This window comes from Corynebacterium liangguodongii (assembly GCF_003070865.1).
In the GTDB taxonomy this organism is placed as follows: domain Bacteria; phylum Actinomycetota; class Actinomycetes; order Mycobacteriales; family Mycobacteriaceae; genus Corynebacterium; species Corynebacterium liangguodongii.
Genome location: NZ_CP026948.1, coordinates 491,808 through 507,087 on the forward strand (window position 1 = coordinate 491,808; position 15,280 = coordinate 507,087).

Annotated in this window: 13 protein-coding genes and 1 pseudogene; 7 read left to right on the forward strand and 7 right to left on the reverse strand. The window is 66.0% G+C overall.

Annotation, left to right across the window (positions count from 1 at the left end; translation table 11 throughout):
- Positions 1–40 precede the first annotated feature (40 nt).
- Positions 41–1,057, forward strand: coding sequence for a tryptophan--tRNA ligase (gene trpS / locus C3E79_RS02420; protein WP_108403475.1), 1,017 nt, complete (start codon positions 41–43; stop codon positions 1,055–1,057).
- Between the two features lie 57 nt (positions 1,058–1,114).
- Complete coding sequence (locus C3E79_RS02425; RefSeq protein WP_108403476.1) at positions 1,115–2,206, forward strand: YhjD/YihY/BrkB family envelope integrity protein; 1,092 nt, start codon at positions 1,115–1,117, stop codon at positions 2,204–2,206.
- Here C3E79_RS02425 and C3E79_RS02430 read toward each other — a convergent pair.
- Complete coding sequence (locus tag C3E79_RS02430) at positions 2,166–3,401, reverse strand: D-alanyl-D-alanine carboxypeptidase family protein (protein WP_108403477.1); 1,236 nt, start codon at positions 3,399–3,401, stop codon at positions 2,166–2,168. The two genes, C3E79_RS02425 and C3E79_RS02430, sit on opposite strands and share 41 nt — an antisense overlap.
- A gap of 172 nt (positions 3,402–3,573) precedes the next feature.
- On the opposite strand from C3E79_RS02430, the gene C3E79_RS02435 reads away from it, so the two are divergent.
- Positions 3,574–4,278: a VIT1/CCC1 transporter family protein gene (locus C3E79_RS02435; RefSeq protein WP_108403478.1), complete on the forward strand. Its 705-nt coding sequence runs from the start codon at positions 3,574–3,576 to the stop codon at positions 4,276–4,278.
- Between the two features lie 5 nt (positions 4,279–4,283).
- Here C3E79_RS02435 and C3E79_RS02440 read toward each other — a convergent pair whose 3' ends face one another.
- The 3 genes from C3E79_RS02440 to C3E79_RS02450 are packed head-to-tail and all read right to left on the reverse strand — an operon-like array spanning position 4,284 to position 6,778.
- Complete coding sequence (locus tag C3E79_RS02440; protein WP_108403479.1) at positions 4,284–5,528, reverse strand: hypothetical protein; 1,245 nt, start codon at positions 5,526–5,528, stop codon at positions 4,284–4,286.
- Between the two features lie 21 nt (positions 5,529–5,549).
- Positions 5,550–6,497, reverse strand: coding sequence for a C40 family peptidase (locus tag C3E79_RS11675; RefSeq protein WP_179948306.1), 948 nt, complete (start codon positions 6,495–6,497; stop codon positions 5,550–5,552).
- A complete protein-coding gene (locus C3E79_RS02450; protein ID WP_108403480.1) occupies positions 6,494–6,778 on the reverse strand; it encodes a hypothetical protein in 285 nt (94 codons plus the stop codon). The genes C3E79_RS11675 and C3E79_RS02450 overlap by 4 nt, the downstream gene beginning before the upstream one ends.
- A 70-nt stretch (positions 6,779–6,848) precedes the next feature.
- On the opposite strand from C3E79_RS02450, the gene upp reads away from it, so the two are divergent.
- From upp to C3E79_RS02470, 4 genes are all read left to right on the forward strand, one after another.
- Positions 6,849–7,484, forward strand: a complete 636-nt coding sequence (gene upp, locus C3E79_RS02455) for a uracil phosphoribosyltransferase (RefSeq protein ID WP_179948307.1) — start codon at positions 6,849–6,851, stop codon at positions 7,482–7,484.
- A 48-nt stretch (positions 7,485–7,532) separates the two neighbouring features.
- Positions 7,533–7,958 carry a helix-turn-helix domain-containing protein gene (locus C3E79_RS02460; protein ID WP_108403482.1) on the forward strand — a complete coding sequence of 142 codons (426 nt, stop codon included), beginning with the start codon at positions 7,533–7,535 and terminating at the stop codon, positions 7,956–7,958.
- A gap of 84 nt (positions 7,959–8,042) precedes the next feature.
- Positions 8,043–9,218, forward strand: coding sequence for an amidohydrolase (locus C3E79_RS02465; RefSeq protein WP_235840556.1), 1,176 nt, complete (start codon positions 8,043–8,045; stop codon positions 9,216–9,218).
- Between the two features lie 53 nt (positions 9,219–9,271).
- Positions 9,272–10,678: an NAD(P)H-quinone dehydrogenase gene (locus C3E79_RS02470; RefSeq protein WP_108403484.1), complete on the forward strand. Its 1,407-nt coding sequence runs from the start codon at positions 9,272–9,274 to the stop codon at positions 10,676–10,678.
- A 26-nt stretch (positions 10,679–10,704) separates the two neighbouring features.
- Here the strand turns inward: C3E79_RS02470 and pflA are convergent.
- From pflA to C3E79_RS02490, 3 genes and pseudogenes are all read right to left on the reverse strand, one after another.
- A pseudogene (gene pflA, locus C3E79_RS02475) lies at positions 10,705–11,557 on the reverse strand (pyruvate formate-lyase-activating protein).
- Positions 11,558–11,918: 361 nt separating this feature from the next.
- Positions 11,919–12,995, reverse strand: coding sequence for a S66 family peptidase (locus C3E79_RS02480; protein ID WP_235840543.1), 1,077 nt, complete (start codon positions 12,993–12,995; stop codon positions 11,919–11,921).
- A 900-nt stretch (positions 12,996–13,895) separates the two neighbouring features.
- Complete coding sequence (locus C3E79_RS02490; protein WP_235840542.1) at positions 13,896–15,173, reverse strand: helix-turn-helix domain-containing protein; 1,278 nt, start codon at positions 15,171–15,173, stop codon at positions 13,896–13,898.
- Positions 15,174–15,280 lie beyond the last annotated feature (107 nt).

Genomic DNA, 15,280 nt, shown 5'->3' on the forward strand with positions numbered 1-15,280 from the left:
GATGGGGGCGTGTCAAGGCAGGCGGTTAGAATGTCGAATCATGACCGATAACAAGCGCGTACTCTCCGGCATCCAGCCGACCGCAGACTCCTACCACCTGGGGAACTACCTCGGGGCCCTCAAGCAGTGGATCGACCTGCAGGAAGACTACGACGCCTTCTACTTCATCCCCGACCTCCACGCCATCACCGTCGAGCAGGACCCCGATGAGCTGCGCGACCGCACCCTCAAGGGCTGCGCGCAGCTCATCGCACTGGGCATCGACCCGGAGAAATCCACGCTCTTCGTCCAGTCCCACGTCCCCGCTCACGCCGAGCTGACCTGGGTCTTGCAATGCCTCACCGGCTTCGGCGAGGCCTCGCGCATGACGCAGTTTAAGGATAAATCGGCCAAGCAGGGCCAGGATCGCACCACCGTGGGCCTGTTTACCTACCCCATGCTCATGGCCGCGGATATTTTGCTCTACTCCCCGCACCTCGTCCCCGTGGGAGAGGACCAGCGCCAGCACCTCGAACTCACCCGCAACCTCGCCGAGCGCTTCAACGCGAAGTACGGCGAGACCTTCGTCGTGCCCGAGGGCTTCATCCCCGCAGGCTCCGCGAAGATCTACGACCTGCAGGAGCCGACGGCGAAGATGTCGAAGTCCGGGGCCAACCCGAAGGGCATTATCAACCTCCTCGACGAGCCGAAGACCTCTGCTAAGCGCATCAAGTCCGCCGTGACCGACGCCGACGGCGTCATCGCCTTCGACAGGGAAAGCAAGCCCGGGGTGTCGAACCTGCTGGCCATCCAGTCGGCGCTGACAGGCACCCCCATCGACGCCCTCGTCGCCGGCTACGACGGCAAGGGCTACGGCGCGCTGAAGGTCGATACCGCAGAAGCCCTCGAGGCGTTTACCACCCCGCTGCGCTCGCGTTACGACGACTTGATGGCCGACCGCGCCGAACTCGAGCGCATCCTCGCCCGCGGCGCCGACCGCGCCCGCGAAGTCTCCGAGCCCCTGCTCGAACGCGTCTACGAGCGCGTCGGCTTCCTCGCCCCGGCGCGCCGCGGCTGACTTCCTCTAGGCTGAATACGCACTGGCAACCCCCCACCGACGAGAAAAGGAACCCGGATGGCAACCTCTACCGCGCCGCGCAAGGCGTATACGGACGACCAGGGCATCGAGAGGATCAGCGCACAGCAAGAGGAAGGCCCGGCGGACAAGGTCGCCCAGCGCTCTCCCGTTATCGCCCACCTGCTGCGGATGAACGAGCGCTTCGCCGCCGAGGGAGGCAACCAGCTCTCCGCCGGCATTACCTACTTCTCGGTGCTGGCGATCTTCCCGCTGACCATGCTCATCTTCGCCGGCCTCGGCTTCTTCCTCGCCTCTCGCCCGGACCTGATGAGCACCATCCAAGGCGAGATCGAGGCCTCCCTCGGCGGCGACCTCGGTGAGAGCGTCTCCGAGCTCGTCAACACCGCCATCGAGCAGCGCGGCGCCGTCGCCGGCATCGGCCTGCTCACCGCACTGTGGTCCGGCCTGGGCTGGATGAACAACCTGCGCGTGGGCATCTCCGCCATGTGGAAGCTCGACGCCAACGAGGGGGGGAACTTCCTGGTGAAGAAGGCCGGCGACCTCCTGGGTCTCATCGGGCTGATCCTGCTGCTGCTGGTCGCCTTCGCGGTCACCGCGGTCGCCTCTTCCGGGCTAGCCACTAACCTCCTTGCCCTCGTCGGCCTCGACCACATCCCCGGCGCGCGCGTGATCGTCTGGCTCGTGGGCCTCGTCGTCGGTATCGCGGCCAACTTCCTCGTCATGGCCTGGCTGGTGATCTTCCTGCCGCGCACCAAGGTCCCGCTGCGCTCGGGCCTGAAGGGCGCGCTTCTCGGCGCGGTCGCCTTCGAGCTGATCAAGCAGTTTGCCACCGTCATCATCAGCGGCGCGACGAACAACCCCGCCGGCGCCATCTTTGGCCCGATCATCGCGCTGATGGTCGTGCTCTACCTCATCTGGCGCGTCGTGCTCTACGTCAGCGCCTGGACCGCGACGACCGAGGAATCCCTGGCGGCCGCGAAGACCGAGATCCCCGAGCCGGCCGTGATCAACGTCCGCGGGGCCGCCGCGGCCCAGCAGAATACCTCCTCCTCGGCCGCGGCCATCGGCGTCGGCGCAGCCCTCGGCGTTATCGGCGCCGGCGTGCTTTCCTTGCTGACGCGCGACTGAGCCACACCGCCACCGCAGCGCACGCGAGCACCCCGGCGAAGATCGCCGCCTCCAGCCACGGGAACGCCTCCCGATCCGGGCCCGCGGCGAGGACGGCTGGCTCCTCATCCGGTGCCGCGGGCGTCTCGCTCGCCGCAGGAGCGGGGGCCTCGCGCCGCAGAGAGGCCACCTCGACCCCGGGGTCGAGGTGGTAGGACTCGTGCAGCAACGCCTGCGCCTGCTCCCACGCCCGAGCCTTATCCACCGTCGTGTCCAAGACCACCGCGACGAGCCGGCGCCCCTCGTGGTTGACCGCTCCGACGAAGGTGTGGTTCGCGTCGTCGGTGTAGCCCGTCTTGCCGCCGATGCCGTCCGGGTCGTTGAGGTAGAGCTTGTTGTCGTTCCACAGCTCAAAGCCCTCCGCGTCGCCGAACCCGGGGAAGGGATAGGACTGCGTGTCCACGATATTGGCAAACGTCGGGTTGGCAAACGCCTCCCGGTAGGCCAGCGCGAGGTCCCACGCCGAGCTCGACATCCCCGCACTATCCAGCCCCGTGTACGTCGTCGCCCGGGTATCTTCCATCCCCAGCTCGCGGGCTAAGGCGTTGACCTTACCCAGCGCTACCTCGTCGCCGCCGAGCTCCTGGGCGAGCGCGTGAGCAGCGTCGTTGCCGGAGGCCATGAGCAGGCCGTGCAGCAAGTCGTTGACCGTGTAGGTACCGCCCGCGCCGATGCCCGCCGCCGAGCCTTCCATTGCGGCGGAATCCTCGCCGACGGTGATTTTCTTATCCAGGGGCAATTCGTCGATGACGACGAGGGCGAGGAGCACCTTAATCACCGAGGCCGGCCGGTAGCGTCCGTGCGGGTCCTTCATGGCGAGGACGTCGCCGGAATCCAAATCGGCGACCAGCCAGGCGGAGGCGAGCACGGAGTCGTCGACACGAAAGCCTATTGGCGCGCTCACCCCGCACGGCCCGGTATAGCTCACCGGAAGAGCGGGGGGAATCCGATCCGGGGCGGCCGCCTCCGAGGTCGTCCGCGCCTCCGGAGGGCGGGTCGCGTTCGGGCACGAATCCGTGTTGGGCGCGGCCTCACGCGTGGCGGGGGCGAGGTCTTGGCCCTCGTGAGGAGTCGGTTCCTGGGCCGCTGCATGGGCAGCGCCCGCGGCAAGCAGCCCGCAGGCGAGGCAGGCGGAGAGGTGGCGGTAAGGGGTCATGGTAGGCGTAGTCTACGACCGCCCGGGCGCAACCGCCCGGTGTGACAGGCCGACTGCGCGGGCGCTGCGCCGCCGCACCGCCCCGGCATTGCCGAGGAAAGGGCACCCTGACCTGGGTAAACTAAGGCTTTCCTGCGTTGCACAGGAAACGGACAGGGTGCATGATGAGCGCATGAGTGAACGGCAATCACCCGCCTCATCGGGCATGAACGAGCGGCTCAACAAGCTGCGCGCCGGTGTGCTCGGCGCTAACGACGGGATCGTCTCCACAGCAGCGGTTGTCGTCGGTGTGGCTGGCGCGACCTCCAGCATCCGCGAGATCGCCACCGCGGGCATCGCCGCCGTCATCGGCGGGGCGGTGTCGATGGCGCTCGGGGAATACGTCTCGGTGTCGTCGCAACGCGACAGCGAACGCGCCTACATCGAATCCGAAACGGCGTTGCACGCCCAAGACCCCGACGGCGAATTCGCGCACCTTGTCGCGGCCTACGAGCGCACGGGGCTCAGCCACGACACGGCGCTGCAGGTGGCGAAGGAGCGCACGGAGGCCGACGCGCTCAAGGCTCACCTCGAAGTGCACTACGGCATCGACGAAGAAGACCTCGTCAATCCGTGGACGGCCGCGGTTGCCTCCTTTCTGGCCTTTACTCTCGGCGCGCTGCTGCCCCTCCTCGCCGTCATCCTGCCCCCAGCCGGCTGGCGCGTCCCGGTGACTTGTGCGGTTACCCTCTTCGCGCTCGCGCTCGCCGGCTGGGTCTCGGCCAGGATCGGCGGCTCCAACCCGCGGCGCGCGGTGCTGCGCCTGCTCATCGGCGGCGCGCTGGGGCTGGCGGTGACCTACGGCGTCGGCTACGCGTTTGGCACCGTGGCGCCGTAGGCGCGCTAGAACTTAGAGAACCGCCCCACCAGCTGCTCTTCCATCTCCTTCCACGTCTGTGCCTTATCCGTAAACGGGGCGGTGGGCACGTAGCCGGAGCTGTTCGTGGAGCCAAGCATGTAGGAGAGGTAATCCTGCATCCGCGGGTTGGCCAGCAACAGGGAGTTGAGCGAATCGTCCTTCGCCCAATCGGCCGCATCCGCCATGATCTCGTAGGCCTTGCTCATCTGGGCGGTATCCACCGCGTCGGGGCCCTTGTCAATATCGGCGGAGATGCCGGTTAGCGAATAGGAATTATCCGGGTGAACGGTCACCTCGAGCTCGCCCGCGTGGGCGGCGTTTAACACATCGGGCCACGTCGAGACTCCGGCGAGATCGTGGTCATCGTTCTCCACAATCCAGCGCACCAGGTGCTTGGGTGATGGGAAGGTGAAAATCTCGCCGTACTTGCCCAAAAAGACCGGGGCGGAGCCGAGGTAGGTGCGCAGCGTGTAGGCGCTTTTGCCCTGGGCGGAGATCTTTATCGGGTCGATGCCCGCGAGGCCCCAGATGGAGGAATCGTACGGGTCGGCGGCCGCGGCCGCCTTCTCCTGCTCGGCGGCAGCACGCGCTCGCTCCTCCTCCCGGGCGGCCTGCGCCGCGCTGATGCGCTGCGCGGCGGAGTCGACAGCGGCCTCGCCGCCGTCGCTGTCCGCGGGGTCGACGAGGCGGACGGCGCCGTCGAGCGAGTGCACGACCGACTCCCAATTCGCCAGCACCACACGCCCAATGCCCGTCCACTCGCTCATGCCGTTCTCGCCGGCGAAGTGGTCCGAGCCGCGATCGGCGTTGCCCAGGATCGAGTGCGAGGCGAAGAAAATCTGTGCCTCGTCGGCCGCGGCCACCGCGGCGAGGGAGCGAGAGACCGCAAAGACGCGGGAGAGGCGGGAGACATTCTCGTGGCTCGGCCTCCCCGCCAAATACGCCGGGGCGCCGACGATGTCGAAGCAGTTCTTCTCCTCCGGCACAACGCGGACATCGCCCAGGGCGCTAAAGCGCGCCCAGGACGGGTGAGAAGAAAGGTCGTGCGAGCGCCCCGAATCGAGGTAGGCCAGCATCGCTGCGGGGGAAGCGAAAACCATCACCGAGGAGTCATCGCCCAAAAACGCCTGCCATTGCGTGCCGTTTTCCGTCCAGGTCGGTGCCCAGAGAGTGTAGAAGTCGCCGCCGCTCAAAGAGAGCTTGACGGGGTATATCGCGCGAGTGCTCATGGTGGAAAACTGTACTAGCCGCTAGCCGGTCGGGCGCCAGAAACCTCGAAACGGCATCCCAATGTTGCTCGTGCGCACGGGGTTGAGCTGCACCGGGTCGCCCGCTTCGATGTACATCCCGTCCCCGGCGTACATGGCCACGTGGCCGTCCCACACGGCCAGGTCGCCGGGCTGGAGCTGCTCGAAGGTGACCTGGGTGCCGATGGCCTGCTGGTGCGCCATCCGCGGAAGCTCCACGCCGGCCTGCGCGTACGCCCACTGGGTCAAACCGGAACAGTCGAACCCGCCCGGACCTGTTCCGCCCCACTGGTAGGGGGCGCCCAGCTGGCTCTTGGCGGCCGCGACCGCCGCCTGGCCGGCCGCGCTGCCCTCCCCGGGCGGGGGATCGGCGGGGCCGGGGGCGGGGACCTGCTCCTGAGCGGAGGCAGCCTCGAAGGCGACCGGTGTCGCCGGGGCGCCGGCTTCGAGCGCCCGCAGGGAATCGGTTGCGGCGTGCGCGGAGGCGGCGGGGCGCAGGGCCGCATCCGCCGCGTCGTTGCCGGCGACGCGGGAGAGGCGCTGCGCGAGCGGCGCGAGATCGGCCTCGAGGCGCTCGAGGCGCACCTTGACCTCGGTGAGGGCCTCGACCGCGAGCCCGGCGAGGGCGCCCGGGACGCTGAAGACCCCGATGGGCTGGGCCAAGCCGGTGAGCGCGCCAAGGGCTTTGTGCAGGTAGCGCTGGGCGATGGCGAGAAGGTCCGCGCCTGCCGCCGCGACGGCCTCGGCGGCGCGGCGCACCACCGCGGCGATCGTGCCTCGGTCCGCGCGGATCAGCGCGATCGCGTCCGCGAGGCGCCGCGGGTTGGCGCCGACGATTCCGGCGAGCTCACCCACGGCGCGAAAGTCCGGCAGCTCGGCTGAGGGCTCGAGGCCGGGCTGGGGCGGGATGTTGCGGGCAATGGTGTCGAGCACCGCGTGAGGGGAGGTCACGGCACGACCTCCCGCAGCCGGGCGGAGAGGGAGTGGTCAACGCTGCGCGCCGCCCGCGCCGCGAGCTCGGTGGCGTCCGCGACGCGGCCAAGCTCGGCGCCGAGCAGGCGGGTGCGCTCGTTGGTGGCATCGACGGCGCGGTCGAGCGCGCCGCTGAGCGCAGCCAGCGGGCCCTCCTGCGGCAGCGGGCGGTGGTGCAGCGGGGCCGCCGCGGCGACATCGGCCCGCACGGCGCCGCTCAGGGCGTGGATGGTGGGTTCGTGGACGATAAATGTCTCCATGCCCTATTAGACTGCGAAACCCCCGCGGGGGTTCCGTGGCGGCGCGAAAACTCTCACTACCATGGCGGGTATGGATATCACCGTCGTCGACCACCCGCTGGCCGCCTCGCGGCTGACCATCATGCGCGATAAGCGCACCGCGAATTCGATGTTCCGCGCGGCGCTGTCGGATCTGGCCACCATGCTTATCTACGAGGCGTCCCGGGGGCTTTCCGTGGAGAACTTCGACTGCGAAACCCCGGTCGGTCTGGCCCGCGGCGCGCGGCTGGCGACCCCTCCGATCATCGTGCCCATCATCCGCGCCGGGCTCGGCATGATCGACCCGGCGCTGTCAATGATCCCCGACGCCCAGGTCGGCTTCATCGGGCTGGCCCGCAACGAAGTCACCCACGAGCCGGTGCCCTACCTCGAGGCGCTGCCGGACGACCTGGCGGGCCAGCCCGTCTTCGTCGTCGACCCGATGCTGGCAACCGGGGGATCGCTCATCCACGCCCTCGATCTTCTTGCGGAGCGCGGGGCGGACGACATTACGTGCATTTGTGTGGTCTCGGCGCAAGGGGGCGTCGATAAGCTTGCCGCCCATAGCCCGCAGGTGAGGCTGGTCACCGCGACCATAGACCCAGAGCTCAATAGCGACGCCTACATCGTCCCGGGCCTCGGCGACGCCGGCGACCGGCTCTACGGGCCGCGCAACATCAACGTGTAGTAGGATGACAAACGTCATCGGGGGGATCGACAACGGGGGAAATGAGCAATGGCGGATATCTTGCCGCAATCGCACTGGGCCAGCTACGGGTTTGTGCTCTCGGCGCGCCTGCGGGCGCTGCGCGAGATGAGGGGGCTGAGCCAACGCAGGCTCGCCGAGCTTTCGGGCGTATCGCGCAGCCTCATCTCCAACCTCGAGCGCAACCAGTACAACAGCGAGCGCTCGGCCGACCCGACGCTGTCGACTCTCTACCGCATCGCGCACGCGCTGCATGTGCCGCCGCTTGCGCTCCTGCCGGCTTCCGACGAGGTCGTGGGGTCGCGCTGCTCCGAGGACGCCGCGACGGTCACCGAGGTCCGCGCGGTGTGGCCGGCGGGGCCGGAGGACACGGCGCGGTTCGCGGAGGCCTACCTCAGCGGCGGCCCGGCGACGTGCCCGCCGCAGTTCCAGCCGGGCGCAACCCACACCGGATGATGAACCGCTTGGTCTAGTTGATAGACTCGGGTCCGCAGAGGACGTCGAGGTGAGATGGAGGACCAAGGGATAGTGGCCGAAGCAGTGGGGATCGCCGCCAAGGTGGGCCAGTGGGTCAAGGCCAACGAGGCCACGATCCTCGGGTGGCGCCGCCACATCCATACCCACCCCGAGCTGTCCAACGAGGAGACCGCCACGACAGCGTTTATCGCCGGCGTCCTCGAGCAACACGGACTTCGCCCCGTGCGCTTCCCGGCCACCGGCCTCTACGTCGATATCGGCCCGGCGGGCGGGCAGCGCCTCGCGTTCCGGGCCGATATCGACGCGCTGCGCGTCACCGAGATCACGGGGCTGCCTTTCGCCTCCGCCACCCCCGGGGTCTCCCATGCCTGCGGCCACGACGTCCACGCCACCATCTGCCTCGCCCTGGCCTGCGCGCTCTCGACGATCGAGCTCGACTACGGCATCCGCATCATCTTCCAGCCCGCCGAGGAAGTCATGGGCGGCGGAGCCCTCGACGTCATCCGCTGGGGAGGGCTCCAAGACGTCGCCGCGATCTACGCGCTGCACGTTGAGCCCTCCATCCGCGTCGGCCAGATCGGGGTGCGCACGGGCGCGATCACCTCGGCCGCCGATGTGTTAAACCTCGAGGTCACCGGCCCTGGCGGGCACACCTCGCGCCCGCAGAAGACCGCAGATGTCATCTACGCCCTCGGGGCGGTGGCCACGCAGCTGCCCGCGCTGCTCTCGCGCCGCGTCGACCCGCGCACGGGCACCGTCATGGTCTTCGGTGCCATCGAAGCCGGCGGTGCGGCCAACGCGATCCCGAAGATCGGGCGCCTCGCGGGCACGATCCGCACCTCCGACATTACGGTGTGGCGCGGCATCGAGGGGCTGATCACCGAGCTCATCGACCAGATCCTCGCGCCCACCGGGTGCGGCCACACGCTGCACTACACCCGCGGGGTCCCGCCCGTGCTTAACGACGACGTCGCCACCGCCCTGATCGCCCAGGCGGGCCGCAGCGTCGACCCGCACGCGGTGATCTCCGCGCCGCAATCCTCCGGCGGGGAGGACTTCTCCTGGTACCTCGAGCACGTGCCCGGCGCGATGGTGCGCCTCGGCGCGTGGAGCGGCGCGGGCAACAAGCAGGACTTGCACCAGGGCGACCTCAACGTGGACGAGCGCGCGATCCCCGTCGGGGTGCGGCTCTTCGGCGCGGTTGTCGAGCAGTATTTTGCCGCCGTCGCCTCCGAATAATGCGAACTGTAGACTAGCCCCCGTTGTCGGCTGAGATACGGAGGAAAATCTAGGTGTCCAAAAAGATCGTCATCATCGGCGGTGGCCCCGCGGGCTACGAGGCAGCGCTCGCCGGCTCGAAGTACGGGGCAGACATCACCCTGATTGAGGATCGGGCGGTCGGCGGCTCCGCGATCAACCTCGACGTCGTGCCGTCGAAGGGCTTTATCGCGGCCGCCAACATCAAAACAGACCTGCGGCGCGCCGACGACATGGGGCTCAACCATGGCCTCGGCGGCGCGAGCCTGCTGTTTACCGCGCTCAACAACCGCGTCGTCGCGCTCGCCTCCGAGCAGGCCCGCGACGTGCGCCAGCAGCTCGAGCGCGCCGGGGTCAAGGTGATCCGCGGCAAGGGCTCGCTGTCCTCGGAGCAGCCGGGGCACACCACCCACAGCGTGAAGGTGACCTACCCGGACGGCAGCTTCGAGCGGGTCGACGCTGACGTGGTGCTGGTGTGCACGGGGGCGTCGCCACGCGTGCTCAAGGGCGCCGAGCCCGACGGGCGGCGCATCCTCAACTGGCGCCAGGTCTACGACCTCATCGAGCAGCCAGAGCACCTCATCGTGGTGGGCTCCGGCGTGACCGGCGCCGAGTTCGTCTCCGCGTTCGCGGAGCTTGGCGTCAAGGTCACGATGGTCTCCTCCGGCAGCCGCATCCTGCCGCACGATGACGCCGACGCCGCCGACGTGTTGGAGAAAGTGCTCTCCGACCGTGGCGTGGAGCTGGTCAAGGAGGCCTACGCCGGCAGCGTGGTCAACACCGGCGACGGCGTGGTGGTGACCACGAAGGACGGTCGCGAGATCGCGGGGTCCCACTGCATCATGTCGATCGGCTCCATCCCGAATACGAAGGACCTCAACCTAGAGCCCAGTGGCGTGGCGACGACCCCGTCGGGCCACATCCACGTCGATCGCGTCTCGCGCACCAACGTCGCGGGCATCTACGCCGCCGGCGACTGCTCGGACCTCATGCCCCTGGCCTCGGTCGCGGCGATGCAGGGCCGCATTGCCATGCACCACGCCCTCGGCGAGGGGGTGGAGCCGCTGCGTTTGAAGACGGTGGGCAACGCCGTGTTTACCCGCCCCGAAATCGCGGCGGTGGGGGTGACCGAGCAGCAGATCGTGCGCGGGGAGGTCGACGCCGACGTGTTCAAGCTCGACCTGGCGACCAACCCGCGGGCGAAGATGCGTTCGCTGCAACACGGCTTTGTCAAGATCTTCGCGCGCAAGGGCTCCGGCCAGGTCCTCGGCGGCGTCATCGTCGCGCCCACCGCCTCCGAACTGATCTTGTCGCTGACCATCGCGGTGACGAACAACCTCACCGTGTCCCAGCTTGCCGAGTCCATGGCGGTCTACCCCTCGCTGTCTGGGTCGATCACCGAGGCGGCGCGGCGTTTGGTGACGGCAACGGACCTGGACTAGCTCGTCGGCGCTGCCCAGCCAGAAGGCTAGTAGACTTCTAGTCCGTGCTGGCGGAACACCTCGCGGGCGGCTTCGACGGCCTGTGGAGTCGGCGGCTCGGTGACTTGCAGCTGGTAGCGTATGCCGAGCCTGTCCCACTACTGCCATGTTGTGGAAGGGCAGGACCTCGACGCGCTCCACGCTGGTGGTCCAGCGCGACACGATGTCGGCGACTGCCGCGACGTTCTCGGGGGCATCAGTGAGGCCTGGGACCAGGACGAACCGCACCCACACGCGCGTGCCTAGCCGGTTGAGCCGGACGCCGAAGTCGATGGTGTGCAGGTCGCGTCCTGCGGTGACCGTGGCGTAGGTGTCCGGCATGCCGGATTTCACGTCCAAGAGGACGAGGTCGACGTCATCGAGAGCCTCGTCGCTTAGGCGCGCTCCCCAAAAACCAAAGGTGTCGGCGGTGGTGTGGATTCCGGCGGCGTGGACCGGGGAGAGGATGTTTCGCGTGAACGCGATCTGGAACAGGGGCTCGCCGCCCGAAATGGTTAGCCCACCGCCTGTCGCATCGAAGGCCTTGCGATAGCGCTTGACCTTCGAAGCGACCGAATCTGCCGTCTCCAGCGTGCCGTCTTTCATCTACATGGTGTCGGGATTGTGACAGTACTGGCAGCGCAGCGGGCAGCCGGACACAAATACCGTCAGCCGCGTCCCCGGCTCATCAACGGCGGTGGCTAACTCCCAAGAGTGGACCAGCCCGATGTCGCCGACGCGGCGGGCGCTTAACAGCTCGGCCCTGGTTAACTCGCCGAGCTCGCTATCGGGGTTGAACCCCAGCCCTTCGGCGTTCTTTCGCTGACGCTGGGTTCCCAATTCAGTCGTGTGCGAAGTCACGAACGGGTCCCCGTCCTATGCGCTTTGGCGGAAGGTGCGAGAGAGCACGTCGCCATGCAGATCCATTGTGGTCCGCGGAGCACCATACGTCTGATCGGAGGCATTCCACTACTTGAGGATCCTGTCATCGAGAAACTACTGGTATCGCACCTTTTCGTTAATTCCCTGAGCGTGCGAGAGATGTTTATGCCGCCAGGCGTGGTAGCCAGATTTCGATACCTTCAACAACCTGGCCATCCGGCCCTCGCTCGGGATCCCAACAAGAGAAATTCCGGTGGATGCCCTCCAGTGACGGGTAAGCAAATAATACCAAAAGGGGCCGATAGGGCTCTGGCCCGCTCCTCTCTCTTACGCAACACGCTTAGCAAGGCTCATAATATACCCTCACTGTTCTGTTTATACTATCGACCTCTATTGTCCCTCCGTAGGGAATTACGTATTGAGGGCGTAGATGGCCTATGGGAACACCCAAAACCCTAGGCAGCTTATCGTTGTATCTTCCTATTTCACTAGAAACGGCACTAAGGAGGTTGGTTGCTGCACTTGGATTAGGTACGGCTAATTTCGCGGGCCCTTGACTTATTGAATGTGGCGGAAGACCGAAAAGGATGGCTCCTACCGCATTGAAGTATCCCGCTTCTCCGAAAGCTCTCACAAGTTTGAGAACGTTGCCATCTCCTAAATGTTCATCAGAAAGCTCAAGGAAAAGGATTGCGTCGCGCAATTGTCGCGGGGTCGGAAGCTCATTCATTACTGCTAGCTGAAGGAGTGTTTGCACGCACCCTCCCCATGAGCGACCTTTAGTAATCTTGGGGTCACCTGCCCAAAGGTACTCGGGGTAAGGAGATCGGAGCCCGCCCTCCGTTAAAGCAAGAGGAGAATGCCAGTCCTTTCCTCTTACCTCGTAGTGGCTAGGTCTTAGAAGCTCAAGAGAGCCCTTTCCTTTCAGCACGTTTTTAATCGAACCTGATTGAATCGGATCTACAGAGGGCCCTGGTCCGAGTTGAATCTGCGTTGAACCCCCGTAGTAGCTGGTTCTGCCTAACTTCCATAAAAAATTGTGGATTGCTGTATTATCGGAGTATCCCACAAATGGCGTTCTGCTGGTGGATAGGGCATTCCGATCGAGATACTTCAGTAATGTAATTGAGTCGTTCCCGCCGGCTACAGCGAAAATAGCCTTACAATTTTGCTGTGTACTTGCGCTATTAATATCGTCCGCTCTTTGTTGTGCGGAAAGTGCTTCTCTGACTGATGGATACTCGACGGGTGGAAACCCGAACTCGGAAGTAATTCTCCGCATAGCCTGCTTGTGCACAGCCGGGCCGATGAGTGCGGCTTGCAAGGAAGGGGCTACCACAGCGATGTGGCTCCGGACTATATCAGATCTCGTCATTTCATTCGGCTTTTCGTGAAAAACAATCTGGTTAGTCTTCATCTTTTAGTTATCCTTCCGGCTTGGTGTAGCTGTCGGTGAGAGAAAGATAAGCGCGAGCATTCGTCAACCTAGATCCCCCATTTGACGGCAATCTAATTGCTTCATTAGCTGCGAGTGAGGATATCGTAAGAATTAACGGGCCAAAGCGAATAAGGGAGCTTAACTCTATACGCCGTACCTTAATTGTAGGTGCGAACCTGCTGGGGGCTGTGAGTGGTGTTTGGGCCTTTGACGGAGGAGTTGGGTATGAGGTCTTCGGCGGTGGTGTGTGAGCGTGCAATGGAGTTGTATGAATCGGGTTTGATGGCGTGTCGGGTGGTTGATCGGTTAGAGGTTGAGCATGGTGTTAGGCCGCCAGTGGGGTCGATTGAGTGGTGGACGTCGAATTCGAGGCTTGGTTTTTCTCTGGTCGGTGTAGTGCTCAGCCCGTGGAGGTGGCTGCTACGGCTGTCGCGTCCAGGTACCAGCCGGGGTGTCGTGCGATTGTGGTTGCTTTTGCGGCGGGGGGTGACGACTCAGTAGGTGCCGCGGTGGGTGAAGAAGTGTGGGCCGGCACCGGTGGATGCGGAGGCGATCAGCTTTGATGGGGTATATCAGACATGCTTGGGTGCTTGAACAGTTATCCGAAGGATGAGTCGGTCAAGCGGGAGAGTCCGCGGCCCACGGAGCATCGCGACGCTTTTCGGGCATGACTCGGGTGCGCCGTATTCGAATTCTGATCTGGAGCAGCTTGGTGAAGATCAGTTGCGTGAGTTGTTGTATCAGCAGCGGCTTGATTCCCTGGTCAAGGATGCTCTCATTGAGGTGCAGATGGATCAAAACCAGGGAAAGGACACGTTCGGAGATGGGACTAAGCAACGGGGTCATTGTGGCTGTCGGCGCGCCCTTACCCGCCCGGTCTTAGACGGAAGCCGGGTGCAGCAGCGGAAACGCCCGCTGCGGGCAGGTGGTGCGAGGGCAGGTTTCGCAGCCCGGGCCGATCGGGGTGGCGGAGCCGGGCCGCAGGTCGAGCCCGTCGGCGTAGACGAGGCTTTCGGCGTGCTCGATGTCGCAGCCGAGCGCGACCGCGTTTTCTTGGCGGGGCACCCCGAATCCTGAGGTAGGGCCCTGGACCATGCGGGCGACCCAGAGGTAGAGGCCGCCGTCCGGCATGACGGAGACCTGTCTGGTTACGCGGTTGGGGGTCTCGAAGGCGCGGTGGACGACCCACAGTGGGCAGGTGCCGTCGCTCAGCGCGAAGGGGAACGACGTGGTGGACTGGCGCTTGGAGATGTTGCCGGCGCGGTCGGTGCGGATGAAGAAGAAAGGCACCGCGCTCGCGCCGGGGCGCTGCAGCGTGCCCAGCCGCTGGCAGGTCGACTCGAAGCTGGTGCCGAAGCGCGCCGAGATGATCTCGATGTCGTAGCGGGTTTCCACGGCGGCGGCGAGGATCTCGCTGTAGGGCATGGTGACGGCGGCGGCGAAGTACTGGGCGAGCCCGTGGCGCGCGATGCTTATCGACGCCCCCGGGGGCCAGCCGTGTGCGTCGAGGTGGGCGTCGATAAGCGCGCCGTGCGCCATGAGCCCGAAGTGGTAGGCCAGCTCGAAGCACTGCTGCGCCTCAGTAAGCCCCGCGCGCAGGCGCACCTCGCGCGAGGTGGTGTCGACGAGCGAGCGCGGGCCCTCGCCGACCTGGTTGAAGCGCACGGTGTAGCCGAGGTGTTTGTCGAAGCCCGCCGCCAGGCTGGTCAGGCGCGCCTGGCGCCCGCGCGCGCCGGCCGCGAGTCGCTCGGCGGCGCGGTCGAGGTCGTCGAAGTAGTTGCGGTTTTTCTGAAAGAAGGTGCGGACCTGCGTGTAGGGGTTGGTCTCCTCCCGGCTGGCGGGCAGGGAGATGATCGCCTCGGCGAGGTCGGGGTAGCGGGTGCTCACCTCGCGCAGCGCTTCGAGGGGAATGCGGGGAAGGAGCGCGGAGAGCTCGGAGAGGGTGCGGCGTTGCTCCGCGCCGGAAAATGTCGCCGGGTCGAGCCCGAAGGCCCGGGAGAGATCGACGAGGACGGTGGCGGTGAGCGGGCGCTGGTCGTTTTCGAGCTGGTTGAGGTAGCTGGGGGAGATTCCGATGCGCCGGGCCATCTCGGCCTGGGTGAGGCCGTGTTGGCGGCGTACCGTCCGGATCCTTCCCCCCGCGTAGAGCTTTGTCACCTCGCGCCTCGTCCTTCCCTCGTCACATCCTGCGGTTTTACAGAGTTTGCAAAAAGCATAATCTACGCACGCAGAATATCGCATACTCGGCCATGGCGGGGGTCACA

Bases quoted from the DNA above. Each gene is read 5' to 3' on its own strand.
- trpS (WP_108403475.1), top strand. From the start codon at position 41: ATGACCGATAACAAGCGCGTACTCTCCGGCATCCAGCCGACCGCAGAC.
- C3E79_RS02425 (WP_108403476.1), top strand. From the start codon at position 1,115: ATGGCAACCTCTACCGCGCCGCGCAAGGCGTATACGGACGACCAGGGC.
- C3E79_RS02430 (WP_108403477.1), bottom strand. From the start codon at position 3,401: ATGACCCCTTACCGCCACCTCTCCGCCTGCCTCGCCTGCGGGCTGCTT.
- C3E79_RS02435 (WP_108403478.1), top strand. From the start codon at position 3,574: ATGAGTGAACGGCAATCACCCGCCTCATCGGGCATGAACGAGCGGCTC.
- C3E79_RS02440 (WP_108403479.1), bottom strand. From the start codon at position 5,528: ATGAGCACTCGCGCGATATACCCCGTCAAGCTCTCTTTGAGCGGCGGC.
- C3E79_RS02450 (WP_108403480.1), bottom strand. From the start codon at position 6,778: ATGGAGACATTTATCGTCCACGAACCCACCATCCACGCCCTGAGCGGC.
- upp (WP_179948307.1), top strand. From the start codon at position 6,849: ATGGATATCACCGTCGTCGACCACCCGCTGGCCGCCTCGCGGCTGACC.
- C3E79_RS02460 (WP_108403482.1), top strand. From the start codon at position 7,533: ATGGCGGATATCTTGCCGCAATCGCACTGGGCCAGCTACGGGTTTGTG.
- C3E79_RS02480 (WP_235840543.1), bottom strand. From the start codon at position 12,995: ATGAAGACTAACCAGATTGTTTTTCACGAAAAGCCGAATGAAATGACG.